Origin of the sequence: Sabulicella glaciei (assembly GCF_026183895.1) — a bacterium.
GTDB lineage: Bacteria > Pseudomonadota > Alphaproteobacteria > Acetobacterales > Acetobacteraceae > Roseococcus > Roseococcus glaciei.
This window is the reverse complement of sequence record NZ_JAPFQI010000015.1, coordinates 67994-93913: the sequence shown is the minus strand read 5'-3', so window position 1 is coordinate 93913 and position 25920 is coordinate 67994. Positions and strand designations below refer to the sequence as shown.

General features: G+C 66.9%; 23 protein-coding genes, 1 tRNA gene and 1 pseudogene. 12 read left to right on the top strand and 13 right to left on the bottom strand.

Annotated elements, in window-relative coordinates:
* The 3 genes from OF850_RS16950 to OF850_RS16940 are packed head-to-tail and all read right to left on the bottom strand — an operon-like array spanning position 1 to position 2747.
* Positions 1–981, bottom strand: a complete 981-nt coding sequence (locus OF850_RS16950) for an aldo/keto reductase (RefSeq protein WP_301591508.1) — start codon at positions 979–981, stop codon at positions 1–3.
* Positions 982–984: 3 nt separating this feature from the next.
* Positions 985–1440, bottom strand: coding sequence for a DUF4267 domain-containing protein (locus OF850_RS16945; protein WP_301591507.1), 456 nt, complete (start codon positions 1438–1440; stop codon positions 985–987).
* On the bottom strand, positions 1437–2747 hold the full coding sequence (locus OF850_RS16940) for a family 1 glycosylhydrolase (protein WP_301591505.1): 1311 nt from the start codon (positions 2745–2747) through the stop codon (positions 1437–1439). The genes OF850_RS16945 and OF850_RS16940 overlap by 4 nt, the downstream gene beginning before the upstream one ends.
* A 248-nt stretch (positions 2748–2995) precedes the next feature.
* Between OF850_RS16940 and OF850_RS16935 the strand changes: the two genes are divergently transcribed.
* From OF850_RS16935 to OF850_RS16925, 3 genes are all read left to right on the top strand, one after another.
* Positions 2996–4105 (top strand): glycosyltransferase family protein, encoded by a 1110-nt coding sequence (locus OF850_RS16935; protein WP_301591504.1) that lies wholly within the window; start codon positions 2996–2998, stop codon positions 4103–4105.
* Positions 4106–4125: 20 nt separating this feature from the next.
* Positions 4126–5298 carry a glycoside hydrolase family 1 protein gene (locus tag OF850_RS16930; RefSeq protein ID WP_301591503.1) on the top strand — a complete coding sequence of 391 codons (1173 nt, stop codon included), beginning with the start codon at positions 4126–4128 and terminating at the stop codon, positions 5296–5298.
* A 151-nt stretch (positions 5299–5449) separates the two neighbouring features.
* Positions 5450–6793 carry a cytochrome P450 gene (locus tag OF850_RS16925; RefSeq protein ID WP_301591502.1) on the top strand — a complete coding sequence of 448 codons (1344 nt, stop codon included), beginning with the start codon at positions 5450–5452 and terminating at the stop codon, positions 6791–6793.
* Positions 6794–7002: 209 nt separating this feature from the next.
* Here OF850_RS16925 and OF850_RS16920 read toward each other — a convergent pair whose 3' ends face one another.
* The 5 genes from OF850_RS16920 to OF850_RS16900 form a co-directional block, all read right to left on the bottom strand.
* Positions 7003–7692, bottom strand: coding sequence for a hypothetical protein (locus tag OF850_RS16920; RefSeq protein WP_301591501.1), 690 nt, complete (start codon positions 7690–7692; stop codon positions 7003–7005).
* A 1084-nt stretch (positions 7693–8776) separates the two neighbouring features.
* Complete coding sequence (locus tag OF850_RS16915) at positions 8777–10138, bottom strand: ABC transporter substrate-binding protein (RefSeq protein WP_301591500.1); 1362 nt, start codon at positions 10136–10138, stop codon at positions 8777–8779.
* Between the two features lie 1358 nt (positions 10139–11496).
* A complete protein-coding gene (locus OF850_RS16910) occupies positions 11497–12333 on the bottom strand; it encodes a PEP-CTERM sorting domain-containing protein (RefSeq protein ID WP_301591498.1) in 837 nt (278 codons plus the stop codon).
* 23 nt (positions 12334–12356) lie between these two features.
* Positions 12357–13088, bottom strand: coding sequence for a hypothetical protein (locus tag OF850_RS16905; RefSeq protein ID WP_301591497.1), 732 nt, complete (start codon positions 13086–13088; stop codon positions 12357–12359).
* Between the two features lie 107 nt (positions 13089–13195).
* A complete protein-coding gene (locus tag OF850_RS16900) occupies positions 13196–13903 on the bottom strand; it encodes an FkbM family methyltransferase (protein WP_301591495.1) in 708 nt (235 codons plus the stop codon).
* Positions 13904–14123: 220 nt separating this feature from the next.
* Here OF850_RS16900 and OF850_RS16895 point away from each other — a divergent pair, with 220 nt between their 5' ends.
* Both OF850_RS16895 and OF850_RS16890 read left to right on the top strand, forming a co-directional pair.
* Positions 14124–14372: a hypothetical protein gene (locus OF850_RS16895; RefSeq protein WP_301591494.1), complete on the top strand. Its 249-nt coding sequence runs from the start codon at positions 14124–14126 to the stop codon at positions 14370–14372.
* Between the two features lie 110 nt (positions 14373–14482).
* A pseudogene (locus OF850_RS16890) lies at positions 14483–15195 on the top strand (IS5 family transposase); the annotation flags it as partial.
* Between the two features lie 2065 nt (positions 15196–17260).
* On the opposite strand, the gene OF850_RS16885 reads toward OF850_RS16890, so the two are convergent.
* Both OF850_RS16885 and OF850_RS16880 read right to left on the bottom strand, forming a co-directional pair.
* A tRNA-Ser gene (locus OF850_RS16885) sits at positions 17261–17353 on the bottom strand.
* A gap of 72 nt (positions 17354–17425) precedes the next feature.
* The gene (locus OF850_RS16880; RefSeq protein WP_301591493.1) at positions 17426–18058 is read right to left on the bottom strand and encodes a glutathione S-transferase family protein; all 633 of its coding nucleotides are present in this window, start codon (positions 18056–18058) and stop codon (positions 17426–17428) included.
* Between the two features lie 64 nt (positions 18059–18122).
* Between OF850_RS16880 and OF850_RS16875 the strand changes: the two genes are divergently transcribed.
* Positions 18123–18425 (top strand): TM2 domain-containing protein, encoded by a 303-nt coding sequence (locus tag OF850_RS16875; RefSeq protein WP_301591492.1) that lies wholly within the window; start codon positions 18123–18125, stop codon positions 18423–18425.
* A gap of 71 nt (positions 18426–18496) precedes the next feature.
* Positions 18497–18754 carry a hypothetical protein gene (locus tag OF850_RS16870; protein ID WP_301591491.1) on the top strand — a complete coding sequence of 86 codons (258 nt, stop codon included), beginning with the start codon at positions 18497–18499 and terminating at the stop codon, positions 18752–18754.
* A gap of 88 nt (positions 18755–18842) precedes the next feature.
* Here the strand turns inward: OF850_RS16870 and gatB are convergent, their stop codons facing one another.
* From gatB to gatC, 3 genes are read right to left on the bottom strand one after another with little or no spacing between them, the layout of a single operon-like run.
* Positions 18843–20282 (bottom strand): Asp-tRNA(Asn)/Glu-tRNA(Gln) amidotransferase subunit GatB, encoded by a 1440-nt coding sequence (gatB, locus tag OF850_RS16865; RefSeq protein WP_301591490.1) that lies wholly within the window; start codon positions 20280–20282, stop codon positions 18843–18845.
* Positions 20279–21739 (bottom strand): Asp-tRNA(Asn)/Glu-tRNA(Gln) amidotransferase subunit GatA, encoded by a 1461-nt coding sequence (gene gatA, locus OF850_RS16860; RefSeq protein ID WP_301591488.1) that lies wholly within the window; start codon positions 21737–21739, stop codon positions 20279–20281. The genes gatB and gatA overlap by 4 nt, the downstream gene beginning before the upstream one ends.
* Positions 21739–22032: an Asp-tRNA(Asn)/Glu-tRNA(Gln) amidotransferase subunit GatC gene (gene gatC / locus OF850_RS16855; RefSeq protein WP_301591486.1), complete on the bottom strand. Its 294-nt coding sequence runs from the start codon at positions 22030–22032 to the stop codon at positions 21739–21741. Before gatC ends, gatA begins: the two co-directional genes overlap by 1 nt.
* Positions 22033–22074: 42 nt before the next feature.
* Between gatC and ruvX the strand changes: the two genes are divergently transcribed.
* From ruvX to plsY, 5 genes are all read left to right on the top strand, one after another.
* On the top strand, positions 22075–22542 hold the full coding sequence (gene ruvX / locus OF850_RS16850; RefSeq protein WP_301591485.1) for a Holliday junction resolvase RuvX: 468 nt from the start codon (positions 22075–22077) through the stop codon (positions 22540–22542).
* A 105-nt stretch (positions 22543–22647) separates the two neighbouring features.
* The gene (locus OF850_RS16845; protein WP_301591484.1) at positions 22648–23601 is read left to right on the top strand and encodes an aspartate carbamoyltransferase catalytic subunit; all 954 of its coding nucleotides are present in this window, start codon (positions 22648–22650) and stop codon (positions 23599–23601) included.
* Positions 23601–24044: a GNAT family N-acetyltransferase gene (locus OF850_RS16840; protein WP_301591483.1), complete on the top strand. Its 444-nt coding sequence runs from the start codon at positions 23601–23603 to the stop codon at positions 24042–24044. The genes OF850_RS16845 and OF850_RS16840 overlap by 1 nt, the downstream gene beginning before the upstream one ends.
* The gene (locus tag OF850_RS16835) at positions 24041–25309 is read left to right on the top strand and encodes a dihydroorotase (protein WP_301591482.1); all 1269 of its coding nucleotides are present in this window, start codon (positions 24041–24043) and stop codon (positions 25307–25309) included. Before OF850_RS16840 ends, OF850_RS16835 begins: the two co-directional genes overlap by 4 nt.
* Positions 25306–25893, top strand: coding sequence for a glycerol-3-phosphate 1-O-acyltransferase PlsY (gene plsY, locus OF850_RS16830; protein WP_301591481.1), 588 nt, complete (start codon positions 25306–25308; stop codon positions 25891–25893). The genes OF850_RS16835 and plsY overlap by 4 nt, the downstream gene beginning before the upstream one ends.
* Positions 25894–25920 lie beyond the last annotated feature (27 nt).

Here is a 25920-nt window from a genome sequence, read left to right as displayed (position 1 = left end):
CTAGGGCGTCGGCGCCGCCTCGGGCAGCAGCTTCTCGCTCTTCAGCGCCTGCCAGAATTCGCCGGGGATAGGCTGGCGCATCAGCGCGGCATTCTCCCGCACCCGGTCCGCATGCTTGGCGCCCGGAATGACGGAGGCGACCACGGGGTGCGCCGCGCAGAATTGCAGCGCGGCGCTGCGGAGGTCCACGCCGAAGCGGGCGCACATCTCGGCCATGCGGTCGCGCGCCGCGACACGCTCTGCCGACGCCTCGACATAGTCGAAGTTCCGTCCGCCCGCGAGCAGACCGGAATTGTAGGGGCCACCCACCACCACATGCGCACCCCGCTCGGCGCATTCGGCGAAGAGACCACCCAGCGCCGAGGTGTCGAGCAGGCTGTAGCGCCCCGCCAGCAGGAACAAATCCGGGTCGGACATGCGGAGCGCGCGAGAGCAGGGTTCGGTGCGGTTCACGCCCAGGCCCCAGGCCTTGATCACCCCTTCCTCGCGCAGGCGGATCAGCGCCTTGGCCGCGCCGTTGCGCATCGCCTCGTCGAACACCTCCATCCAGTTCGAACCGAGATGGTCCTCGGCGATGTCGTGGATGAAGGCGATCTCGATGCGGTCGGTGCCGAGGCGCTGCAGGCTGTCCTCGATCGAGCGCAGCGTGGCGTCGAAGGAATAGTCCACCACGACCCGGAACGGCAGCGGGTCGAGAAAGGGTTGGTTCACGGGACGGCTGGCATCGGGCCGCAGCAGGCGACCGACCTTGGTCGAGAGCACGAACTCCTCCCGCGGTCGGTGGCGCAGCGCCTCGCCGAAGCGATGCTCGGAAATGCCGGAGCCGTAATGCGGCGCCGTGTCGAAGTAGCGGATTCCCGTCTCCCACGCCGCGTCCAGCGCGCAGCGCGCCGTCGCGTCATCCACCACCGCGAACATGTTGCCGAGCGGTGCGCCGCCATAGCCCAACGGTCCAGGCGGCGCGAATCTCGTTTCAGCCATGCGTCATCTCCAGGGCATGCGTTCCGGACCACGGCGCAGCAGGATCACTGCCGCGAGACCCACATAGAGCCCGCTGGCAGCGTGCAGCATCAGGTGAAGCGGCGAGGCAAAGCCGCGGATCGTCAGGATCAGCAGCAGGTCGCTGGCCGGAATCAGCACCGTGATGGCCAGCACGATCCCTGCCGCCCGGCGCCCCGCAAGCCACGCGAGCGCCAGCACATAGCCGCCAAAGGCGAGGTCGCGGATGCCGATGGCGCGCAGATAGCCCAGCGCGTCGCCTTCCGGCGCCGGTAGCCCGAACAGCGCCGCTCCCGCACGGGGCGCGAGCACGAACATTATGCCCAGTGCCGCGAGGACGAGGGCGGGCGAAAGGGCGAACCAGTCGAGCGGCCCCCAGGAGGGAGCGTCGCCCTCAGCCAGATCCGAGCCCTTCCCGCGGGACGGGCCAGCCCGGCTCAATCGTCCCCGGCCAGCGCTTGCAGCTCGACGACGAAGCGGTCTTCGCGCCGCCACCAGCCCGGCTGGCGCGCGATGGCCTCGTCGTATCGGCCGGTGGTCGCGAGGGACTTCACGGCCTCGGCCAGCAGCGTCGGGCGGGGCGGGGAATGGCGCGCGTCGAAGACGCCCGGCTCGTAGCGCCCGGCCTTACGGCGCAGCAGGGAGCACCAATCAACCGCGCCGAACAGGGACCACACGGTCACTGCGCAGAGATCCGCGCCTTCCTGCCGCAGGCGGCCGGCGGCGTTCCACACCTCCATCAGCCAGCGGACGCATTCCTCGGACTCGATGCAGCCGAGATGCGCCTCGGTCACGGCGATGGGGAGGCGGTAGCGCTCCCACGCCTCGCGCAGCCGTGCCTCGGGGCCGATGCGCGCATCGGGCGGCATGGGCACCCGCACCGCCTCGGTGTCGGCATAGGCCATCTTCCCGTTCCCGCCGATCGTCTCGGGCGGATAAAGATGCGTCCGGTGATCGAGGAAGCGGTCGCTCGTGACGTAGTGGTTGATGCCGATGAGGTCGGGCGCGCAGGGCTCGGCCACCATCTCGTCCAGGTGCGCCTGCTCCACGCCCTCGGCCAGCATGATGCGGTACCAGGGGTGGTGCCGGTCCACGCGGCCGCACAGTAGGTCGAAGCTGAGCCAGCGCCGCTCATTCTCGTGCGCCGCCTGGCCGGCCAGCGGTCGGGTCGAGAAGACGCGGCCGAGATCCTCCGTCTGGACGAGCCGCGCATCAGGCCGGACGCGGCGGATCGCGCGCATCGCAAGGGCAGTGCCGCGGATCTCGTTCATCAGCGCCTGCAGGAAGCTGCGCGCGTCGTTTCCGTGCGGGAACCAGTGGCCGTAGAGACCAGAAAAGCGCGCCGTAGTCAGCGGCTCGTTCACCGGGGTCCAATCGCGGACCCAGGAATAGCGCGCAGCCGCCTGCGCGGCGTAATTGGCCAGCTTTTCCGGGAACTCCGGGTCGAGCAGGCTCGTATAGGCCGGCCCCGAACCGTGATGCACCAGGCCCAGGATCGGATCGCAGCCCAGCTCGCGCAGCCTGCCGAGGCGCGCATCGGACCAACTCCAATCCAGGCGGGAAGGATCCTCCGGAGCCACCCGCTCCCAAAGGACGGGATAGCGCAGCTTTCGGATGCCGAGATCCGCGATGAGGTCCAGGTCGCCTTCGCGGTCGTGATGGCCGGTCTCGTGGACCTGATCGCGCCAAACACCCCCCGAACGCAGGACGGTGCACTCCACACCGCCCCATAATTCAAGTTTCTGCATGCATCCAAGCCTCGTTTACCCGACTGTTCACCTGGGACATTTCCGGAACGAGCCTTTTGCCTAGCGCATGCGAGAGGTGTCCGTTTCCTTGCAGGCAAGAAAAATTCCGCCTGGAGCCAACGAGCGGGCTCAAGTTTGATTGCTTGGGAAGCGGCATTCCCACGGGGGATGCCTGCGCGGCCACCATCGCCGCGAGCCAGAAGCAAGGGGTCAAGCAGACGAATGGCGAATTTGTTGAGGCAGCGCCCATGAAGGTGATCATGCTCCCCTGTGTCGAGGGCGGCATCGGCCACGTGTCCCGGACGGCGACGCTGGCCCGGGCGTTGAAGCGCGCCGATGCGTCGGTCGAGGTCGAGTACGTGATCGACATGGTCCGGCTGCGGCCGCCCAACATCGAGATGACCATGCAGATGGGCTACCAGCCCCGCCTGCTCCCCGCGATCTCGCGCCGGGACCGCGACGCGATCGCCCGCGCCTGCTTCGGCGATGCCGATGTGATCGTGGACGACACGGCGCGCTACCTCCTGCCGCTTCGCGCCTGCGTTCCCCGGGCCGCCTGGGTTTCCATCCCGATCCCGCCGGTGGGCGACGAGCTGTTCGGCGACTGGCCGATGATGAAGCAGATGGACGCGATCATCTGGGCCTACTCGCCCGTGGTCGCGATGCCCGAGGAACTGTCCCTGGTCGAGGACCTGATCGTGAAGACCGGCCCGTTCCTGGACCTAGCCTCCGTGCCCGACCGCGAGCAGGCGCGCGCCAGCCTGGGCGCCGAGGCGGGAGGCCCAATGATCCTCTACGCGGTGCGGAATTTCCCCTTCACGCGGGAATTCGGCACGCGCGTCCTGCGCAGCGTCTTCGGCGCGGCGGAGCGGCTGCGGCAGGGCTCCCACCCCGGGCTTCGCCTCCACCTCATCGCCACCCATGACCGGGCGGAGCTCCGCTCCCTCCTCGGCCTCGACGCCTTCCCGGACTGGGTGCGGCTGGAGGGCGTCGTGCCGCAGGCCGAGGCGCTGCGCCACATCAGCGCCGCCGACATCGTCCTGGCGGAAGGTACCAGCACCATGCACGAGGCCGCCGCCCTCGGCACGCCGATGGTGCTGGTGCCCGGCCCCATCTCGGAGACGCGGCTGCTCGGCGAGGCGCTGGGGCGCCACCAGGCCGCGCCCTGCCTCCTCCCCGATGCGGTCACCCCGGAGGCGATGGAGGCGGCCTTCCGCGAGATCCTTGACCAGCCGGAGGCGACGCGGGACAGGATCGCCCAGGCCCGAAGCCTCGTCACCGGGGGCGGGGGCGTCGAAGCCGCCGCCCGCCTCGTCCTGGAGATTGGCGCCAAGCGCCGCGCCACCACCCGAGCCTGATCGCGGATCCCATGCAGCACATGTCCAACGACCTCCGGGCGGCCCCGCCCGAGCTGAGCTTCCGCCCGAGCCTGTTCCGCAGCTTCTTCCTGGGCGGCTTCGAATGCTCGACGCATCGGCGCCGCGACGGGCAGCGCCTCGACCTGTTGCGGACCACGCGCCACGATGTCCTCGTGTCGCAGGATTACCGGCAACTGAAGCGGCACGGAATCCGCTCCGTGCGCGACGGGGCGCGCTGGCACCTCGTCGAGACGGCGCCGGGCCACTATGACTGGTCCTCCGTGCTTCCCATGATGCGGGCGGCGCAGGAGGTGGGGACGCAGGTCGCGTGGGACTTGTGCCACTATGGCTGGCCCGACGGGCTGGACGTTTTCTCCTCCGCCTTCGTGGACCGCTTTGCCGCCTTTTCCGGCGCCTTCGCGCGGCTGCACCTGGAGGAGACGGGGGAGCCGCCGATGGTCTGCCCCGTCAACGAGATCTCCTTCTTTTCCTGGGCGGGCGGGGAAGCCGGGCTGATGAATCCCGGCTGCACCTCACAGGAACACAGCGATGATCTGAAGCGGCAGCTGGTCCGCGCGACCGTGGCCGGCGCAAGGGCGGTGCGGGAGGCCGCGCCGGGATCGCGCATCCTCCTGATCGACCCGCTCATCAACATCGTCGCGCGCCCCGAGCAGGACCCCGCCGAGGCTGCCGCCCGCAACGAGGGCCAGTTCCACGCCTGGGAGATGATCGCGGGCCACATGTCACCCGAACTGGGCGGTGCGCCGGAGCTGCTCGATGTGATCGGCGTGAATTACTACTGGAACAACCAGTGGCTCCACGGCGGCCTGCGCGAGGCGCTGGTCCCGGGCGACCCCGGGCACACGCCGCTGCGCGACCTCCTGGTCGGGGTCCACGCGCGCTATGGGCGGCCTATCTTTCTCGCCGAGACCAGCATCGAGGGCGAGGAGCGTGCGCCTTGGTTGAACTATGTTTGCGAGGAGGTGCGGGCCGCGATGCGGGCCGGCGTGCCTATAGAGGGGATCTGCCTCTACCCCGTGCTGTCTCATCTCGGGTGGGACGACGACCGCTACTGCCCGAACGGGATGCTCGAACTGGCGGTGGAGGGGGAGGAGAGGACCGTCCACGAGCCGCTGGCCCAGGAGGTGGAGAAGCAGCGCCACCTCTTCGCCGCCTTGTGCGGGGCGTCCTAGGAAAAGGCGGGCACGAAGCTCGAGGGAAGCCGCAACGAAGGGGCCAGCCCCGTAGGCGAGGGTTTCGGGTGCTTTTCCCCGCGCCCTTGCCTACCCTGCCGCTCTAGCCTGGGCACGGCGAGGCTGCGCCGCCGCCATGATGGAGTCGCTGGTGACCCAACCACCGACCATGCCAGGCGGCCTGCCATTTCTCGGCAAGCTGCCGGCCCTCGCGCGCAATCCACTTGCCGTGTTCGAGCAGGCAAGGTCGCTTGGCGATGTTGTCCGGATTCCGGTCCCGCTGCGCTTCCCGCTTTTCGTGCTGACGAACCCCGCGCATATCCGGCACGTGCTGCAGGAGAACGCGGCCAATTACCGCCGGACGCCGTTCCACGACCGCCTCAAGGCGGTGCTCGGCGAAGGCATGCTCACCAGCGAGGGGGCGCTCTGGCAGCGCCAGCGCCGCCTGCTGCAGCCGGCCTTCCGGGCCGAGCGGATCCGGCGCTTCGTGCGCATCATGGCGGGTGCGGCCTCCGACCTGGCAGAACGCTGGGAGGCGGAGGCGGGCCGGACGATCGATGTTTCGCAGGCCATGTCCGACCTTACCCTCGACATCGCGGTGGGCTGCATGTTCGGAGGGCAGCAGCGAGGCGGAGATGCGCGGATCACCGCTGCCGTGCTGGAGGTGCAGGATTGGATCTCGGGGCGGTTCTGGTCGCTCGCGCCGGAATGGACGGAGCGCCTGCCCACCCCCGCCAACCGTCGCTTCCGCCACGCCCTGTCCGTGCTCGACGAGGCGATCGAGGAGATCATCGCGAAACGCCTCGCCGCCGCGGAGCCGGGAGACGACCTTCTCGGGATGCTCCTGGCCGCGCAGGGGGACGGCGACAGGGGCGTCGATGCCCGGCAGGTGCGCGACGAGGCGATGACCATGATCCTCGCCGGGCACGAGACCTCCGCAGCCGCGCTGAGCTGGGCCTGGCACCTCCTCGCCCTTCATCCTGAGGTCGAGGCCAGAATCCGGGACGAGGTGGCACGCGTGCTCGGACCCCGGACGGTCCCGACGCCGGGCGACCTAGCCCAGCTTGCGTATACGGAGGCGACGCTGCAGGAGGCGATGCGGCTCTACCCGCCCGCAGGCTGGTTTCCCCGCCTCGCTGCCGCGCCGGACCGGCTCGGCGGCCACGACATCCCGGCCGGCTCCATCATCGCCCTGAGCCCCTGGGTGGTGCAGCGGGACGCGCGCTTCTGGCCGGATCCGGAAAGGTTCGACCCCACCCGTTTCATCGGCGAGGCCCGACCGGCGCCCTACACCTATTTCCCGTTCAGCGGTGGGCCTCGCACCTGCATCGGCAACCACTTCGCCATGACCGAGATGCTTGCCGCGCTGGCGGTGATGGTGCCACGGGTGCGGCCGCGCCATGGCTCGAATGCGCCTGTCGAGCCGCATCTCCAGATCACACTGAGGCCTGCGGGCGGCCTGCCGATGCGGATAGAGCGCGTGCTAGACCGCTGAGCTGGCAAGGTCCGACAATCGCGTCGGATTGCCATTCTTGCCGCGTGCGACCCCATCAGGCGGAACGAGTCCGATAGCGAGCCAGTGCGGGAGCGGTACAGAGCCAATCAGATGGCGCCAGACCCACGTAGGCGCCTTGAAGCAGAACGGCCCCGGCTCGTTGGAGCCGGGGCCGCCCCTTTCACACCGCTAAAGGATGCGGTTTGTGCTCAGGCCGCGACCTTGCGGCGAACCGCGGCGAGACCGAACACGCCAAGGCCGAGCAGGGCGAGGCCGGCCGGGGCCGGCACGGCGACCTGCGAAGCGCTCGCGTTGCCGCTGACGCTCGCCGTGAAGCCGCAGATCGTCGAGCCGCAGATGTTGAAGGCGGAAGAAAGCGCCGTGAAGGTGAAGCCGATCGCCGACGGATCCTGCAGATTGGCGGCCGGAATCAGGGCGGAGGTCAGGTTCACGGTGCCCGGCGGATCCGAGGCAATCAGGCTGGCCTGGAAACCACCCGCCGGCCCACCGATGCGTGACCCGTTCAGGGAGATGTCGGAGAAGTTGCCCGACAGGTAGTTGGTGCCCGAGCCGCCCGCGCCGGAGGTGATGGTGAAGGTGCCGGCGAAGGCCTGGCGGACATCGTCGCCGCCCACGATCGTCGCGGCGCCCGTGCTGGTCGCGGTCAGGTTCAGGAAGGCAGCGAAGGGCGTCGCGACGCCGTTCGCATAGCCCGACACCGTGATCGCGACATCGCTTCCGGCGAGGGTCGTCTGCGTGTTGCCGCCGTTGGCAGTGGCCGTGATCAACTTATCCGTCGTGTTCTGCGCCCAGGTGATGATGGTGATCGGCGCCGCCTGAGCAATGGCGCTCAGACCGACAAAGGCGGCGGTCGTCGCCAGTAGTGCCAGCTTCTTCATCGAGATGCTCCTCAAACCAGTGTGCCGTTGCTGTTTCCGAACCCTGCCGGAACCGGGATCACGCCCGTCAAGGTTTCGCGGCGAGCGGTGCGGCTCGCCCGCTCCTACCCAAAGCAAGCACCATGCCAAAACTCTAACCCTTTGGGTGGCACCAGTTTTCGTGGGCACAGGTCTGCGACATTGTCCAGGTCGTAAAAAAAGCCGACGATGGTCTAAATTCTTTCGAAGCAGGCGACGACGAGCCGACGCGTATATGCGGCGCGCACCCGAGAAGCAGAGCTGGGTGGACGGTTCGGCAGGCAATATGCCCCTGCGTGAGGCGTAGAGATCCCACCGGCTCACCTCGCAGTCGCCTCAGGGCCACGAGGCACCGATGTCGGTAGCAAGCGAGGCCCCCGGACGCGCCTTCCTGCAGTTCGGGTGGGTTTGGCCACCCCCCTAGCTGGGTCTTGGGCAATCGATGGAACACCCACCAGACTCACTCCATAGACAAATCCTCTATTCGGTCATGATTTGAGAACTGGCTCTCCGCAAGCAATTATGCCTATCTGAAAATCATACGATAACGCCGACGGCGATTGCGCAGAACGATGGGGGGATGCCAATTGTTGGATAGAAAGCAGATGCGCCGTCGCGCAGAACAATACAGGGACAGTTACTCGCGCAATGGCTTACCTTGGCAGGAGGCTGTTCGCTTCCTTTTCGTGGCGTCGGTTTTGTTCTGGCAAGCGCTGGTCACTGCGTGCGAGATGTTTCCCGCACCCTGAGAGTTCGTCCTCCTGAACCCAGTTCAGCTGGTGCCGCCCCAGGGCCCGTCTCGAATTTCATCGGACCTGAGACGCTGGTTGTCCATTTGACGAACAGCGCGGCGCTGCCGGCCGAGCATGGCCTACGCGAGGAGACTCCGGCGGAGCGCCACTCGGTGCCCTGGTCCACATGACATTCTCGCGCTCCTCGACGCGCGATCGGCGCCACGGCCGCACGCTTCAGCCAGTTCTGCGCGAAGTGTCATGTCGTTTCTGATGGGCCGACGCGCTTCTTCGGGAAGCAGGGCAGATCCGGCGGACCTGCCCTGCCTGAGTCCTCAGTTCCGACGGAGCGCGGGACATTCGCTCTCGTTGGCGGGACGGAAAGCCTGATCGCCCGGAATGGTCCCGACCACCTCCAGCAGGTCCCACTCGCCACGCGCTTCAGAAGGGCGCTTTGCGCGCATGAGGTACATGTCGCGGATGATCCGGCCATCCTCGCGGATGCGGCCATTGCGCGTCATGAAGTCGTTGATCGGCGTCTCGCGCATCTTCGCCATGACCGCCGGCGCGGCGTCAGTCCCGGCGGCCTGCACCGCCTTCAGGTAATGGGTCACGGCGCCCCACATACTCGCCTGGAACATGGTCGGCGGCCGGCCATGGTGCCGTGCAAAGCGGGTTGCGAATGCGCGCGTCTCGTCGTTCTGATCCCAGTAATATGCCTCCGTGAACACAAGGCCCTGGGCGGTATCCAGGCCGATTGCCCTGACGTTGGTGAGCAGGCAAAGCAGCGCGGCGGGCTGGATGCCGCGTCGGATGAGGCCGAACTCACCCATCTGCTTCACCGCGTTGATCAGGTCCACCCCGGCGACTGCGAGGCCCACCACGTCGGCGCCCGACTGCGCCGCGCGCAGCAGGTGGTTGGAGAAGTCGGTCTCGTTCAGCGGGGCCTTGGCTGAGCCGACCACCTGCCCCCCGAGCGCGCGCACGACCTCCGTGCCGTTCGCTTCAAGGGAGTGCCCGAAGGCATAGTCGGAAGTGATGAAGAACCAGCGCCGCTTGCCTTGGTTGATCATGGCGGAAACGGTGCCGCGCGCGAGCGCGTAATTGTCGTAGGTCCAGTGCAGGCCGTTCGGCGTGCAGGCCCGCCCCGTGAGCTCGGTCGTGCCCGCGGCGACCGACACGTTGATTCGGTTCTTCTCCCGGGTGAGTTGCTGCACGGCAAGGGCAACGGCGGAGTTGCCGATGCCGAAGATCGCATCCACCCGCTCCTGGTCATACCAGCGGCGGGCGAGCCCCATTCCGACATCGGGCCGGTTCTGCAGGTCACCGTAGATCAGCTCGATCGGACTGCCCAACACCTGGCCGCCGAAATCCTCGATGGCCATGCGTGCGGAGACGACGTCGCCCATGCCCTGCTGGTCCGCAAAGGGGCCAGACATGTCGTCGAGCACACCGATCTTGACCACGTTGTCGGAGGCCTGGGCGAGAGCGCGCCCTGAATGCCAGATCGCCGCGGCGGAGAGGCTGGCGCCGGTCAGCAGGACTCCTCGGCGTCCTGCTCTCAGCTGCGCCAACCCCGTGTGAGGCGTTGCAAGATTCTTCATCCTTGTCGTTTCCCTTCCCGTGATGCCGCCACATCGGCCCGCACTTCGCGATCGATGTGGGCCCGCGAACCAGGCAGGCTGGCTGCCCGGCATGAGCAATCTCGTGAGGCCTGCGTAGACCGCTTCAGGCAAGCTGAGGCCTGCCCCAGCCGCTTGCTCGCCAGAGTGGCGGCGCATCTTCGTGGATTGTGTCCACTCATTCGTCGTCACTGAGCGGCGCGTCGGACCAATCTTTGAAGCATTGCTTCCTCCCACTTCATGAGGAAAGGCTAGCATTCTGGGTTATGAACGAAGCAAGCAGAATGCTTCCGACCGAAGCGGGAGCTTTCGGCCGAGCGGCTGGGCTTTCGCGCCCTGCTGGAACCTGGGGCAGTTGCTGGATGAGTTCGTGTTGACCACAGGAGTGGGACTCGAGGAAGGCCCGCGTCGCCGTCATCAAGAGGCGCCCTGCTGCATGCGCACGGCGTTTGCTCCCTGTCACGGCGGGCCCTAGCCAGCCGTTCCCTCTCGTGAAGCCTGCCTGGATGTGCGCGTAGAAGTCAAAGCATCCGTATGCTCTTCCGTCAGGGCGAACAGTGAGCCGAAGGGTGCGGCTCCCCGTTCCAACGGCGCGTGTAGATGATCGCAGTAGTCGAAGAACTAGCGCGTGCGGTGCGCAGCAATGCACCCGCGTTCGGATCGCAGTGCTGCGGTTGGCCTAGCTGACGCTGCTGGCGCAATGGCATCCCCTTATGGCGCCATTGACGCTCGTGGCCGACCTGCGAACCAGACGTGACGAGCCCTGTCGCTCGAGCTGCATCGGCCGTCCAATAGCAAAGAAGCTGAGCCCTGCCGGAGCCGCACCGATCGCGGCAGACGGCCTTGCGGCGCACCATGCGAGGACCAGCAGTCCCGCGCCGAGCAAAGCCAGGCCGGTAGGCGCCGGCTCGCCGCCAAGTGCGCTACCCGCTTGATGACAGAGGGGCCGCCACGGTGCGCCTGCTGCCAAGGCTGCGAGCGCGCGTGCTGGATCTGGTGTGTGAGGCGGCGGAGACTGCCCCCCAAGCACCCGCTTGTTCTCTTTAAATTCTACGCTCATCCTCCCTGGGTGTGGACTCGTGACACTCCGCTCGGCGCCTGTGTGGGCTACGGCTCCGGACCCTCTGCCCTTGCGATCTCAGCTACGTACCGGTGCTGATGCTGCTCGAACGCGGCGTGTCACCGCGCCGACCCTATGGGCGAAGTCGCTGCTCGGCTGCGATGCGAGAAATGCAGCGGCAGGTCACGCGAGGTGCATCTCGTACACTATCCATCCGGGCCGCCAGCTTACCGGGTGGGCGAAGGTGAGCCGGGCCGAGTACCGCTGCTGCCGTGAGATCGGTCCGTGCACCGGAGCTCGTGGAGCGCGATGATCGATGGCGGTGTGTCTGGAGAAATAGACCCCCGCCCGCCGGGCGAGGGTCGTAGATCCGTTAGGCGGGCTGCCTGCGCCGCACCATGCCGACGCCCAACACGCCGAGCGCCAGCAAGGCAAGGGCACCTGGTGCGGGCACAGGCACCCGGGGAACGGAAATCTCGCCCGCGAAGAAGCAAGGCTGGTTGAAGCAGCCAAAGCCGGTGCCGGCGGTCCTGCCAGTGAAGTCATCGCGGTCGAAGGCAAAGGCCACGCCGAACTCCCCGGGTGGGAAGCCATTGTACCCTGGATAATTGGCGTCATCGAACCGGAAGGTTCCGGACAAGCCGCGCCCAATTCCACCTTGGAGAGAGAAAGACTTGCTGTCCGAAATGCCGATCGGGTGTTGCGCAGCACGCAAATACGCAAGGTCGACACCCATCGACGGGAACCAGCCTGGACGATCAAGATTGGTCAAAATGACGCTAAGGTCCAGCAATCCGTCTGTCTGATCGAGATAGCCGAGCCCCTTGTGCGGGTTGCCCTGCTGATCGGTCCAAGCTCCACTGTTCTCGAAACGGAAGTCGAAGCCCTTTCTGAAAGCTTCGGCCGTGACCGTAAGGGCGCCCATCACCTCAATGCGGTCCCCGGGCTCGGATGTCTCGCCCTTCCATCCGAAGAAGGTGGTGTAGAAGCTGATTGTGACCGGATCATTCGGTGCATTGTTGTTCGGCAGCCCACCCAATGGGGCCGCCTGCGCCGCACCTCCCAGGATTCCCGAGGCGAGTAACAACAAGCCCAGCGCGCTGCGCCGGAACGCTCTCCAGAACATGAGACCTCCGCTTATTTGTGGCCGGTCAGCCGACCAACTTTTGGGAATGGATGGTGTGGTCGCCGCAATGGGAAGGTCGCCCATTTGAAGCCAAGCGTTCCACTTGATCAGGTGTGCTCCCGTCTGCGCTGTACGATGCTCAACCCGGCCCAACCGAGCGCCAGGAAGGCGAGGCCAGCCGGTGCAGGAACAGCGACAGTGGTCTGACCTGTGAAGAGGCAATGCGGCGACGGGCTGTAGCAAACATCGATGCCTGAGACGCTAATGAAGTCTCCCGAGAAGCTATTATCTGCCAGAAACTGAATGCGAGTCCCGAAGAGCTTGCGGTTGGAACCGTAGGTATCATCATCGAAGGCGAAGGACCCAGTCATGCCGCTCGCAGCGCTTCCGTTTAGTGAAAAGAATTTTGTTTGCGGAGTTTCCTGCACACCGCCGCGACCGCTGCGGAGGTACGCCAAGTCGACGTGGTTGGTAAAATAATGTGAAGGCCAGTCGAGCCGCGAAAACTCGACGCGGATATCTAAAAGTCCGTTTGTCTGGTCAATTGATGGCGGTTCGCTGACCGTCCCATCAGGCAGCAAAAACGCCTGCCCGTTCTCGAATCTGAGGTCGAAGCCGTTCTGGAAAGCCTCCCACGTCAGGGTAATAGAACCTTCCATCTTTACGGGGCGGAGCACGCTACCGCCATCAACGTTCCCCGTGAACGTTGTCTCGAACTTGATAATTGCGTGTGCGCCCGGATCGGGATTGTAGGTTGGCCAAGGTGCCGCATGCGCCACCCCGCCCGAGGCGAGCATCAGCAATCCCAGCGCGACGCGCCGGCCCAATCTTCGGATCATGATTTCCTCCCGAGTGCTTAACGGAATGACGCTACCACCGCCTGGGAAGGTATATGCAAGCCCCCTCATGAAAGAAAAAAGAAAACCGCTCGTTCCGAGGCGATGGTTCAGCGCAACGGCCAATCCGCGTTGGCGCAGAACATGAAATTGTGGGCGTAGCCGCCCATCCGGTCTTCCCGCTGGTGCGTCTCGGGGGAGAATGCTTCGACCGACAACCGTTCGCCCTGCCAAAGAAACCAGCCCGCATAGCCTCGATCAAAAAGGTGACGAAAGAGCTCGAAAGGCTGGCTGGGCTCGTGCATGGCTTCGGCCTCGACCAAAAGCGCGGGTCGGTCGCGACGGATGATTTCCTCTGCGCCGCGGAGCACGGCCATCTCGTGCCCCTCGACGTCGATCTTCATGAAGCCCACTGGCTCGCGCACCACATCGTCTAGGCGCCGCAACGGAACGAGCAGCGTATCGCCCCTGACCGCGTTCGCCGGATGGAGCGACGCCCGCCCATCGTCGCCCGGCGGAACCCGAAGCGTCGCAATGCCGGTCGTATCCGAAAGAGCCATGTTGTGGATCGTGACGTTGCGCGGAAGCTTGCGCTGCAACTCCGCAACGAGGGCGGGCTGCGGCTCGAAGCAATGCACCTGTGGACAAAGGCGCGCGAGCTGCCCCGCATAAAGCCCATGGTTGCCTCCCACGTCCACGGCGGCCCGGTCCGGATCGGCCAGCTCATGGAGAAGCCGCCACTCGGGCTCGGTGTTTCCCCACCGTGCCTGCCGCATCTGCTCAATCCGAAAGGCCATGCGGGGCGGCGCGACGCGCATCGCCAGATCCACAAGCGGAGATATCAGCATGTTGGACGACTCCCCCGGCCCCGCTTTGTGCGTGGGCAGACAGGCAAGTCTGTCCAAAAATATGAAGCCTCGCAAGTTTATTGGCGGGGCCTTGGCTTGAGCGCCACAGCCGCCCCCCACGCGACATTCGCCTATACCAAGGTCAAGGCAGGGCATGTTGGCACCTCAAGCTCCCTGGTAGCCAGGGAGGATGCCAGATGACCTCGAACTGATCGAACAGGTAGGCCCTGAGGGCGGGCCGCGCTTCCGCTACCGAAGCGCCGAAATCCACTGCAACAAGGTGGGTGCCGTCTGCTCACTGCGGATGGAAGGCCACCCCCTTGATGGCATCCAGTTCGGCGCGCCGGGCACCATCACGGATCTGGTGGACCTATGGCTGACGGAGCAGAGACTGCCGCACTGGCTCAAAGCGGTCCCGAAGAATGAGAGACGACGCTAGGCTCAGGACCCGCTAATCGCTTGCATCGGCGCGGCGGCCTGCGATTCTGAGCGTGGCGGAGGTTCCTCCATGCCAGCCCAAAGCCGCACTTCCTACCGACGCCTGCCCAGCTGCGCCGCCTGTCGCCGCACTTTCCACTATCGCATGGCGTTTCACGGGTGCATGACCGCCGTGTGCTGAGAGGCATCATCTATGTGATCCGCCGCGGCCAGCAGTGGCGCGATGCTCCCACAGCCTACGGCCCCCAAAAGACGCTCTACAATCGCTTTGTGTGCTGGAGTCGCATGGGCGTGTTTGACCGCATCGCGGCGCTGGCGGCTGAGGCTGGGCCGCCTGAGCGGCTCATGATCGACAGCACTCATCCGAAAGCGCATCGGACGGCGGCCAGCCCCCTCGAAAAGGAGCTTTTCTCCGCCTTCTCAGCCGCACCATGGGTGGGCTGAACTCCAAGCTCCACGCCGCTTGCGACGGCCACGGCCGGCCCCTCGTGCTGCTGCTCCCGAAGGACAGCTGAGCGACCACCGAGGCGCCGCACTGATGCTGCCGAAGCTGCCGCGCCCGGGAACCGATCGCTGGCCGCGGCTAGGACAGTGCTTGCTTTCGGCAGGCTCTGCAGCAAGGCGGCACAGCGGCCTGCATCCCTTCGACCCGGTCTCGCAAGCAGCCCATCCCGCACGACGCCACCATTTATCGCCAGCGCCACCGCACCGGGATCATGTTCGGCCGCCTCGAGGGCTGGTGGCGCATTGCCATACGCTACGACCGATGCGCCCACACCTTCTTTGCAGCCATCACGCTGGCGGCCACCGTCACCTTCTGGCTCAATCAGCGAGTCCTGAGCCTAGCTGCCAGACCAATTCCCCGGCATCCTCAATTCACAGATGAGGCAGATGGAGATCCCGATTTGAAAGATTTGCCAAGGCCCGCAGCTTCGCCGACATCATTTGGCATCTACGAAGCCGCCCGATTGAATCCGCATCGAATCTACCTCGGTTTGGCAGCGCTCGTAATCCTTTTTGGCGTTGCCTTGCGCCTGATAGTGCGACTCGAACTTGGCTTATGGGAAGACGAGATCATTGCAGTGACCCACGCGGTCCAGCCGATCGCTCAGATCATCCCACAAATCCTTCGGAACGACGTTCATCCACCGGTCTACTTTTTGCAGTTACATTTTTGGGGTTGGATTAGCCAAACGGACTTTTGGTTCAAGGCAAATTCCATCTTTTGGTCTTTAGTGGCGCTCCCCTCGCTCTGGTTCGTCCTCAGGCGCATCGGAACCAGCGAACTAGCCTGGACTGGTACCGCGATCCTCGCGGCGTTGCCGAGCGGCTTATGGGCGTCACAGGAGGTCCGGCCTTACGCGTGGCTCACTGTCCTGCTGATCTGGTCGTACTACTACTGCGTGCAGGTTTTCGACAGTCGGCACGTGAGAGGACGAGACCGCATCGTCCTTCTCATCCTTCTTCTGGCGATCATTTACACCCATGCGGTCGGCTTCATAGCCGTCCTATTCAATGGCTTGTTCGCGCTTACTCTGCTTTCCGGCCGCGGGGCACCACGGCGAGACTACATGATCTGGCTGGTTCTCTATGGAGCCGCAGCGCTGGCGAGCGGCCCGGTTCTGGTGAAGAACTTGCTGCACGACGCCAACTTGGCTGAGGCGTCCTCTCTAGTAGGTGTCATGTCCTGGCTCTCGTCCGTTGTCACGACGAGCCTTCCCGTAGCGGTCGGTTGGTGGGCCGGACTGCTAGTTTACCTCGGCACGGTCTTTGCGGGGCTCAGCGTGCGCCGCACGCGCGCGACCACGATTTTTTTCCTTGTCGCACCACTCGTCGTCGCAGCGGGCCTGGACGTGATGCTGAAGCCGATCTTCAAGACGAACCTCTTCGCAACAATGATGGCGCCCTTTTTCGCGATTGTGCTCGCCCATTTGTGCTTCACCGTGAGCGCCCACGCGAGGAACACCGTTGTCGCCAGCCTCCTCCTAGTGCTTCTGGCCATCCCGATTGTAGGTTGGGCCGACCGGACGACGTCCACCGACTTCCGACGTGCCGCATCAGACATCCAAGCACAACTCCAGCCGAACGACGTTGTCTATGCGCCGCAGCTATCCATGTTTTGGGGAATGGCTTGGTACATGATTGGTCCGAACTGGGGATCAGCCCTCTCCGTCGCCAACCCGCCAAGCCCGCAATGGAGTCGGGTGTACGATGTTCTCGGCCCACGTCTTGTCGAGTTATTTCGCCTTATGCCCGTCACTCAATCGATTCCCCTTGCGGGAGAAACAAGTCTTGTGGTGGGCAACGACTCGCTCGGGCCGGTTTTGGAGCGGTCGAGACGGGTATGGCTCATTACTTATCCGCGGGTGGATCTGCCGAGCGGCTTACCACCCGCACAGATGGGTTCTCTCCAGCGACGCGGTGAAAGATCCTATGGCAGGCTGGTCGTGTCCCTTTACGAATGACGATGAGGCCTCGGTCGGCGCGCAGGCGGGGAAGTGAGCGAAGGCGTTTTTCGAGATGTCTCCATTCGCGCCCGGAGCCTCCACAAACAACATCGCCATTCTCACTCCTTGTCGCGATAAGGAGGTGGCAATGCCCGCCAAGGGCGCGGACTTCCGCTCGGCGCTCCTGTGCGCGATGATCCACGTCGACGACAACATTGAGACCTATGCGGCGCAGTCTTCTGACGTGTGCGCCATTGTCTGCCCGCCTGAGCTGCATAAGGACCGCCATCACCCGACACCGCAACGGCCGCATCTCCGCCGAACTGTGCACAGCGCTGCCACTCAAGGCAGGCAGCTACGAGGCTCTTGTGGACTGGATTGTGGACTACCTCGCCGGCCGCGCGAGAAATCTCTGCAAAATCAGGATTCTGTGGGCAAGAACTGGCGGAGGGGATGGGATTCGAACCCACGATAGGACTTGACATCCTATAACGGTTTAGCAAACCGCCGCCTTCGGCCACTCGGCCACCCCTCCGCAGGAGTGGAAAGTCACACGGCGTATGCCCCGCCCTGATACAGGCGGGGCCTCGCCGCGTCAAACCTCGCGTCAGGACAGCGGCACCTCGAAGCCGCGCCGGGTCGCGGGGCGGGCCATCATGCGCTCATACCAGGCCGCGACGTGGGGCAGGTCGTCAAAGGGGACCTGGTGCCGCTCGTGCCGCCAAGCCCAGCCGAGGATGGCGAAATCGGCCACCGAGGGTTCGCCCTCCGTCGCCACGAATTCCCGCCCGGCCAGGCGCCGGTCCAGCACCCCATAAAGGCGCCTGGTTTCCTTGTGGTAGCGGTTGAAGCCGTAGTCGCGCGCCGGCCCCTCGGGCTGCATCAGGAAGTGATGCACCTGGCCCGGCATCGGGCCGAACCCGCCCATCTGCCACATCAGCCATTCCAGGACCGGAATGCGCGCGCGCAGGTCGCGCGGCAGGAAGCGCCCCGTCTTCTCACCGAGGTAGAGGAGGATCGCCCCGCTCTCGAACACCGTGATGGGCTTTCCATCCGGCCCGTCCGGGTCCTTGATCGCCGGGATGCGGTTGTTGGGCGAGAAGGCCAGGAATTCCGGGTTGAACTGCTCGTCCTTGCTGATGTCCACGGTCTTCACCGTATAGGGCAGTCCCATCTCCTCCAGCGCCACGCTGATCTTGCGGCCATTGGGGGTATTCCAGGTCCACAGTTCGATCGCCATGCGGGGTCTTCCTTGCGAGGTAATGCTTCCCCATATCCTAGGCTTGGAGAACTGGAAGGCACAGATGCCCCCATCCGACGATGCCCTGGCCCGCATGCGCTTCGATGCGAACCGCAAGTCGCTGATCGCCGCCTACGTGCTTTGGTTCCTGCTGGGCTACGGCGGCGTTCACCGCATGTACCTGGGCCGCTGGGTGTCGGGCGTGATCATGCTCGGCCTCTTCGCCATGTCCTGGGTGCTGACCTTCGTCTTCATTGGCTATGCCGGACTCGGGCTGATCTTTCTCTGGTGGCTGCTCGACGCGCTGCTCATCCCGGGCATGGCGCGCAGCGCGGATCAGCGCATGATCGACACGCTGCGCCGCTGACTGTCGGAGGCAGCGCACGGAGGCTCCGTGCGTTGGACAAGCTTCCCGTGATGCCGAAGGAGGGAGTGCCGATGGCAGACATCAAGATCGAGATCGAGGGCGACAGCGAAGAAGCCGTGGCCCTCGCCCTGCTCAAGCTCATCATGGAAAAGGACGAGGACGCGGAAGTGGACCGCGCGTGGATCCTGGAAACCTACTCGGCCTGTCTCGCCACCGTGCGCGGCGCCCTTATCCTCGACGCCGATGACGAGGAAGATGAATACGACGAGGAGGACGATGACGAGGGGATCGGCGAGGACGACGAGGATACCGGCCCCCTGAAAAGCTGAGCCGACACGAAGCCCCAGGCCGGTCCCGCCGCACTTGATGCGGCGGGACCGGCCTGGCCATCGTTTCGGAGCTGCGAAGCGCCCCAGCTCAGCCCTGGAGCTTCGCCTTCAGCACCTCGTTCACCAGGGCCGGGTTGCCCTTGCCCTGCATCGCCTTCATCACCTGCCCGACAAAGAAGCCGAACAGCTTGTCCTTGCCCGAGCGGAACTCGGCCACCTTGTCGGCATTCGCGGCCAGCACCGCATCCGCCGCCGCCTCGATGGCGCCCGTGTCCTTCACCTGCTTCAGGCCGCGCGATTCGACGATGGAAGCGGGATCCTCGTCCGCCTCCAGCATGATCTCGAACACGTCCTTGGCGATCTTGCCGCTGATCGTGCCGTCGGCGATCAGGTCCAGGAGGCGCCCCAGGTGGCGCGCGGACACCGGGCTGTCCGACACGTCGCGCTTGAGGCGGTTCAGCGCAGCGAAGTAGTCGCCCGTCACCCAGTTCGCGGCCAGCTTGGCGTCGCGGCCCCCCGCCACCTCTTCGAAGAACACGGCCGTGTCCTTCTCCAGCGTCAGCACATGCGCATCGTAGGGCGACAACCCCATGGCGACGTAGCGCGCGCGGCGCGCGTCGGGCAGTTCCGGTAGGGCCGCCTTCAGCCCGTCCACGAAGTCCTTCGTGAACACCAGCGGCGGCAGGTCCGGATCGGGGAAGTAGCGGTAGTCGTGCGCATCCTCCTTGGAGCGCATGGAGCGGGTGACGCCGCGCCCGGTGTCGAACAGGCGCGTCTCCTGGTCCACCGTGCCGCCGGATTCCCAGACCTCAATCTGCCGGCGCGCCTCCGCCTCCACCGCCTGCATCACGAAGCGGATGGAGTTGACGTTCTTCACCTCGCAGCGCGTGCGGAACCCCTCGCCCGGCTTGCGGACGGACACGTTGACGTCGGCCCGCAGGGAGCCCTCGTCCATGTTGCCGTCGCAGGTGCCGAGGTAGCGCATGATCTGGCGCAGCTTGGTCAGGTAGGCTCCTGCCTCCTCCGGCGAGCGCATGTCGGGCTCGGAGACGATCTCCATCAGCGCGACGCCGGAGCGGTTCAGGTCGATGAAGGACTTGGTCGCGTGCTGGTCGTGCAGCGACTTGCCCGCATCCTGCTCCAGATGGAGGCGCGTGATGCCGACCGTCTTGGTCGTGCCGTCCGCCAGCGTGATCTCCACCTCGCCCTTGCCGACGATGGGGTGCGCGAACTGGCTGATCTGGTAGCCCTGCGGCAGGTCCGCGTAGAAGTAGTTCTTGCGGTCGAAGCGGGACCAGAGATGGATCTCCGCGTTCAGGCCGAGGCCCGTGCGGACCGCCTGCGCCACGCATTCGCCGTTGATGACGGGCAGCATCCCCGGCATCCCGGCATCCACGAAGGAAACCTGGCTGTTCGGCGCCGCGCCGAAGGCGGTGGCGGCGCCGCTGAACAGCTTGGCCTGCGAGGTGACCTGGGCATGGACCTCCAGCCCGATCACCAGCTCCCAACCGTCGATCGTGTAGCTCATGCGACCATCCCCGGCTTGGCGGAAAAGTTCGCCGCGCGCTCCAGCGCCGCGCCGGCGGCGAAGAGCGTCTCCTCCTCGAAGGGGCGGCCCAGGATCTGCAGCCCCAGCGGCAGCCCCTCGGCCGAAAGCCCGGCCGGGACGGAGATGCCCGGGATGCCGGCGAGGTTCGCGGTGACCGTGAACACATCGTTCAGGTACATGGTCACCGGGTCGCTCGGCTGATCGTCCAGCGCGAAGGCGGCGGTGGGCGTGGCCGGCGTCAGGATGGCGTCGCAGCTTTCCCAGGCCTGCTCGAAGTCGCGGCGAATCAGGGCGCGCAGCTTCTGCGCCTTCAGGTAGTAGGCCTCGTAGTAGCCGGCGCTCAGCACATAGGTGCCGATCAGGATGCGGCGCCGCACCTCGGCCCCGAAGCCGGCGGCGCGGCTGCGCTCGTAGAGGTCGTTCAGCCCGTCGCCCTGCCCGGCGACGCGCAGCCCGTAGCGCACGCCGTCATAGCGCGCGAGGTTGGAGGACGCCTCGGCCGGCGCCACGATGTAGTAGGTGGCGAGCGCGTGCTTCGTGTGCGGCAGGGAGATGGGCACGATCTGCGCCCCCGCCTCCTTCAGCCATTCGAGGCCCTGGTCCCAAACGCGGGCGATCTCGGGCGACAGGCCTTCGAGGCGGTACTCCGCCGGCACGCCGATCCGCATCCCCTTCACCGAGCGGCCGCAGGCAGCGGCGAAGTCGGGCACCGGGACATCGGCGCTGGTGGAATCCTTCGCGTCATGCCCCGCCATCTCGCGCAGGAGGATGGCGCAATCCTCCACCGTGCGGGCCATCGGCCCAGCCTGATCGAGCGAGGAGGCATAGGCGATGATGCCCCAGCGGGACACGCGCCCGTAGGTCGGCTTGATGCCGGCCACGCCGCAGAACGCCGCGGGCTGGCGGATGGAGCCGCCCGTGTCCGTCGCCATGGTCCCCGGCGCTAGGCGCGCCGCGACCGCGGCGGCGGAAGCGCCGGAGGAGCCGCCCGGAACCAGCTTCCGGTTGCCAGGAGACCAGGGGTTGATCGTCGGCCCGTGTGCGCTGCTGCTGTTGGTCGAGCCCATGGCGAACTCGTCCAGGTTCAGCTTGCCGAGGGAAACGGCGCCCGCCGCCTTCAGCTTCGCCGTCACCGTGCTTTCATAAGGCGGCACGAAATCGCCAAGGATCTTCGACCCTGCCGTGGTCCGCACGCCCTCGGTGCAGAACAGATCCTTCAAGCCGAGCGGGATGCCCTCGAGCGCGCCGCGCTCCTTGCGAGCGTCGCTTTCGCGCGCCGCGTCCAGCGTCCGCTCGGCGTGGAGGGTGACATAGGCGTTGAGCCGCGGGTTCAGCGCCTCGATGGCGCGCAGATGCGCCTCGGCCAGTTCGACGGCGTTGGTCTCACCCGATTCCAGCGCCTTGAGGGCGCCGACGATGGTCAGTTCGGTCAGCATCACTCCACCACCTTGGGCACGCCGAAATAGTCGCCCTCGCGGTCCGGGGCGTTGGCGAGCACCTTCTCCACCACCCCGCCACCCGTCACGCGGTCCTCGCGCCAGGGCAGGCTGGCGCCGCCGGGATTGCCGCCCGCCAGGGGCTCCACCCCTTCGGTGTCCACAGCCCCGAGTTGCTCCACCCAGCCGAGGATGCCGTTCAGCTCGGCCTGGAGGCCGGGGATCTCGTTCTCTTCCACGCGCAGCCGGGCCAGCCGGGCCACGCGCTTCACCGTCTCGGCGTCGAGCGACATGGGATTCGCCAATTCCGCTAGAGGAGGGCCATAAGGCCGGTCATGCCCCTTCTATCCATGGCGTCCCTCCGCGCAAGCCTCGCGCCCGGTCAGCGCCTGCTGGGGCTGGACATTGGCAGCAAGACGGTGGGCCTCGCACTGACCGACGTGTCGCTCATGCTCGCCTCCCCCCATCCGCCGATGAAGCGGGACAAGCTGTCGCGCAATGCGGCCGAGGTGGCGCGCATCGCGGCCGCCATGGGGGTGGGTGGGCTGGTGGTGGGACACCCGCTCTCCATGGACGGCTCGCGCGGTCCGGCGGCCCAGGCAGCCGGCGACTGGGCCCTGGCGCTGTCCGAGGCGACGGGCCTGCCCTGCGCCCTGTGGGACGAGCGCCTGTCCAGCGCTGCCGTGAACCGCGCCATGATCCAGGAGGCCGACTTGACCCGGAAGAAGCGCGCGGCGGCGGTGGATTCGGCCGCGGCCGCCTGGATGCTGCAGGGCGCGCTGGACGCGACCCGCCCCGTCTGAGGCCCCCTGCCCTGGGCAACCCGCCCGCCCCGCGCTACCAAGCCCCGGCAGCGCAGGGGATGGGCACGGGATGACTCGTGGGCACGTTGGCGGGGATGCGGGGCGATGAGCGGCTTTTCCTTTCCCATCCTCCCGACCGGCCACCTCCTCGCCATCGAGGGGCTGGAGCCGCCTCATATCTCCGCCCTGCTCGACCTCGCGGAGAGCTATGCGCTGCTGAACCGCCAGGGGAAGACGCAGCGCGACCTGCTCAAGGGCCGCACCCTCATCAACCTGTTCTTCGAGGATTCGACCCGAACCCGCACCTCCTTCGAACTGGCGGGAAAGCGGCTGGGCGCGGACATCGTGAACATGTCCGTCTCCACCTCCAGCGTGAACAAGGGCGAGACGCTGCTGGACACGGCGGCGACGCTCAACGCCATGAACACGGACCTGCTGGTGGTGCGCCACGGCCAGTCCGGCGCGCCGGCGCTGCTGGCGCAGAAGGTGGATGCGGCCGTCATCAACGCGGGCGACGGCACGCATGAGCACCCGACCCAGGCCCTGCTGGACGCGCTGACCATCCGCCGCCGCAGAGGCCGCCTGGAGGAGCTGGTGGTCGCGATCTGCGGCGACGTGCTGCACTCGCGCGTCGCGCGCTCCAACATCCACCTGCTTTCCGCCATGGGCGCGCGGCTGCGGGTCGTCGGCCCGCCGACCCTGATCCCGAGCGAATGCGCCCGCCTGGGCGTCGAGGTGTTCCACGACATGCGCGCGGGTCTGGAAGGCGCCGACGTGGTCATGATGCTGCGCCTGCAGAAGGAGCGCATGACGGGCGGCCTCGTCCCCTCCAGCCGCGAGTACTTTCGCTTCTTCGGGCTGGATGCTGCCAAGCTCGCCGTCGCGAAGCCGGACGCCATCGTGATGCATCCCGGCCCGATGAACCGCGGCATCGAGATCGACAGCGCCGTGGCCGACGACCCCGCGCGCTCGGTGATCGGCGAGCAGGTGGAGATGGGCGTCGCGGTCCGCATGGCCGTGCTGGACGTGCTGTCGCGCCGCCTCCGGCGTAACGCCTGATGCCTCGCCTCGCGAAGCCTGGCGAGGCGGAGGCGCTGCGCGACCTCGTGCGCGGCGCCTATGCCCATTACGTGCCGCGCCTGGGACGCGAGCCCTTTCCCATGACCGACGACTACGCGGCGCGCATCCGCGCCGGCCAGGCCTGGGTGGAGGAGGAGAACGGGCAGATCCTCGGCGTGCTGGTGCTGGAGGACACGCCCGAGGGGCTGCTGTTGGACAACATCGCCGTCGCCGCCTCGCTGCGAGGGACGGGGATCGGCCGGCGCCTCCTGCGCTTCGTGGAGGAGGAGGCGCTGCGGCGCGGCCATCCGCGCGTCTGGCTCTACACCAACGAGAAGATGACCGAGAACATCGCCCTCTACGCACGGCTGGGCTTCGTCGAGACGCATCGCGGCGAGGAGAAGGGATTCCGCCGGGTCTTCATGGAGAAGCGCCTCGCATGACGAAGCTGCTCATCACCAATGCGCGCATCCTCGACCCGGGGTCGGGCCTCGACACGGTGGGGTCGCTGCTGGTGGAGGACGGGCGCATCGCCAGCCTGTCCGGCGCCCCCGCCGAGGGGGCGGAGACGCTGGACGCGGGCGGCGCGGTGCTGTGCCCCGGCCTCGTGGACCTGCGCGCCACGGTGGGCGAGCCGGGCGCCGAGCACCGGGAAACCATCGCCAGCGCGGCCGAGGCGGCGGCGGCGGGCGGCATCACCACGCTCTGCGCCCTGCCCGACACGGAGCCGGCGCTGGACGACCCGGCCCTGGTGGAGTTCGTGATCCGGCGCGGCGAGGCCACCGGGTCGCTCACCATCCTGCCATGGGGCGCGGCCACCAAATCCTGCGCCGGCAAGGAACTCTCGGAGTTCGGTCTGCTGCGCGAGGCGGGGGCGGTCGGCTTCACCGACGGCGCCCGCGCCATCGGCCCGGCGCGGACCATGCGCCTCGCCCTCTCCTATGCGCGGGCCTTCGGCGCCATGATCGTGCAGCACCCGGAGGAGCCGAGCCTCGCCGGGACCGGCGCCGCGACGGAGGGCGAGCTGGCGACGCGCCTCGGCCTGCCGGGTATCCCGGCGGCGGCGGAGGCGATCCAGGTCGCACGCGACATTGCCCTGGCGCGGCTGACCGGCGGGCATGTCCATTTCGCTCATGTCAGCACCGCTGCCGCACTCGACCTGATCCGCGAGGCCAAGGCGGAAGGGCTGCGCGTTTCCTGCGACACCGCACCCCCCTACTTTGACCTGAACGAGACGGCGATCGGCGGTTTCCGCACCTATGCCAAGTTGTCCCCGCCCCTGCGGCGGGAGGAGGACCGGCTCGCGGTGGTGGCGGCATTGAAGGACGGCACGGTGGATGCCATTGCCTCCGACCACACGCCCTGGGACGCGGACGACAAGCGCCTGCCCTTCGCCCAGGCCGCGCCGGGCGGGGCGGGGCTGGCGACGCTGCTGGGCGTCACCCTGGCCCGCGTCCATGCGGGCGACCTTGCCTTGCCCGAGGCCTTGGCGCTGCTGACCTCCCGCCCCGCCGCGCTGCTGGGCATCGAGGCCGGGCGGATCGCCCCCGGGGCCCCGGCCGATCTGTGCCTGTTCCATCCCACCCGCGCCTGGCAGGTGCGGGACGGCAAGCTGCCGGGCAAGGCGCAGAACTCGCCCTTCGATGGGCGGGCGCTGGAGGGCCGTGTCATCGGCACCTGGAAGCGTGGCAAGAGGGTCTTCGGATGACCAACGCGCTGGGCGCCGCGATCCTGGCCGCGCTGCTGGGGTCCATTCCCTTCGGCCTCCTCCTCACCCGCGCCGCGGGGATGGGCGACATCCGGGCCATCGGCTCAGGCAATATCGGCGCGACCAACGTCCTGCGGACGGGCAGCCGCAAGCTCGCCGCCGCGACGCTGCTGCTGGACGCGTTGAAGGGCACCGTCGCGGTGCTGGTGGCGCGCTGGCTGTTCGGCCCGGAATGGGCGCCGCTGGCCGCGCTGGCTGCCGTGCTGGGCCACTGCTTCCCGCCCTGGCTCGGCTTCCGCGGCGGCAAGGGGGTGGCGACGGCGCTGGGCGTCATGCTCGGCCTGTCCTGGCCGGTCTTCGTCGTTTCCGCCCTGTTCTGGCTCCTGGCGGCGAAGCTGTCGCGCATCTCCTCCGTCGGCGCGCTGGCGGCCATGGCCGTGGCGCCCCTCGCCGCGCTGGCCTTCGCCGACGGGCGCACGGCCCTCGCGCTGCTGGCGGTGGCGGCGATCGTGTTCTGGCGCCACCACGAGAACATCGCACGGCTGCGCGCCGGCACCGAGCCGCGGATCGGCGCCGGCAAGTGAGCCTCGCGCGGCTCCGCCTCGCCCGAA

Excerpts from the sequence above, each read along its gene's own strand:
- OF850_RS16840 (WP_301591483.1), top strand. The coding sequence starts at position 23,601 with ATGCCTCGCCTCGCGAAGCCTGGCGAGGCGGAGGCGCTGCGCGACCTC.
- OF850_RS16930 (WP_301591503.1), top strand. The coding sequence starts at position 4,126 with ATGTCCAACGACCTCCGGGCGGCCCCGCCCGAGCTGAGCTTCCGCCCG.
- gatB (WP_301591490.1), bottom strand. The coding sequence starts at position 20,282 with ATGAGCTACACGATCGACGGTTGGGAGCTGGTGATCGGGCTGGAGGTC.
- gatC (WP_301591486.1), bottom strand. The coding sequence starts at position 22,032 with ATGTCGCTCGACGCCGAGACGGTGAAGCGCGTGGCCCGGCTGGCCCGG.
- OF850_RS16905 (WP_301591497.1), bottom strand. The coding sequence starts at position 13,088 with ATGATCCGAAGATTGGGCCGGCGCGTCGCGCTGGGATTGCTGATGCTC.
- OF850_RS16900 (WP_301591495.1), bottom strand. The coding sequence starts at position 13,903 with ATGCGCGTCGCGCCGCCCCGCATGGCCTTTCGGATTGAGCAGATGCGG.
- plsY (WP_301591481.1), top strand. The coding sequence starts at position 25,306 with ATGACCAACGCGCTGGGCGCCGCGATCCTGGCCGCGCTGCTGGGGTCC.
- OF850_RS16875 (WP_301591492.1), top strand. The coding sequence starts at position 18,123 with ATGCCCCCATCCGACGATGCCCTGGCCCGCATGCGCTTCGATGCGAAC.
- ruvX (WP_301591485.1), top strand. The coding sequence starts at position 22,075 with ATGCCCCTTCTATCCATGGCGTCCCTCCGCGCAAGCCTCGCGCCCGGT.
- OF850_RS16880 (WP_301591493.1), bottom strand. The coding sequence starts at position 18,058 with ATGGCGATCGAACTGTGGACCTGGAATACCCCCAATGGCCGCAAGATC.
- OF850_RS16845 (WP_301591484.1), top strand. The coding sequence starts at position 22,648 with ATGAGCGGCTTTTCCTTTCCCATCCTCCCGACCGGCCACCTCCTCGCC.
- OF850_RS16895 (WP_301591494.1), top strand. The coding sequence starts at position 14,124 with ATGCCAGATGACCTCGAACTGATCGAACAGGTAGGCCCTGAGGGCGGG.
- OF850_RS16835 (WP_301591482.1), top strand. The coding sequence starts at position 24,041 with ATGACGAAGCTGCTCATCACCAATGCGCGCATCCTCGACCCGGGGTCG.
- OF850_RS16935 (WP_301591504.1), top strand. The coding sequence starts at position 2,996 with ATGAAGGTGATCATGCTCCCCTGTGTCGAGGGCGGCATCGGCCACGTG.
- OF850_RS16870 (WP_301591491.1), top strand. The coding sequence starts at position 18,497 with ATGGCAGACATCAAGATCGAGATCGAGGGCGACAGCGAAGAAGCCGTG.
- OF850_RS16920 (WP_301591501.1), bottom strand. The coding sequence starts at position 7,692 with ATGAAGAAGCTGGCACTACTGGCGACGACCGCCGCCTTTGTCGGTCTG.
- OF850_RS16940 (WP_301591505.1), bottom strand. The coding sequence starts at position 2,747 with ATGCAGAAACTTGAATTATGGGGCGGTGTGGAGTGCACCGTCCTGCGT.
- OF850_RS16915 (WP_301591500.1), bottom strand. The coding sequence starts at position 10,138 with ATGCCGGGCAGCCAGCCTGCCTGGTTCGCGGGCCCACATCGATCGCGA.
- OF850_RS16910 (WP_301591498.1), bottom strand. The coding sequence starts at position 12,333 with ATGGGCGACCTTCCCATTGCGGCGACCACACCATCCATTCCCAAAAGT.
- gatA (WP_301591488.1), bottom strand. The coding sequence starts at position 21,739 with ATGCTGACCGAACTGACCATCGTCGGCGCCCTCAAGGCGCTGGAATCG.
- OF850_RS16950 (WP_301591508.1), bottom strand. The coding sequence starts at position 981 with ATGGCTGAAACGAGATTCGCGCCGCCTGGACCGTTGGGCTATGGCGGC.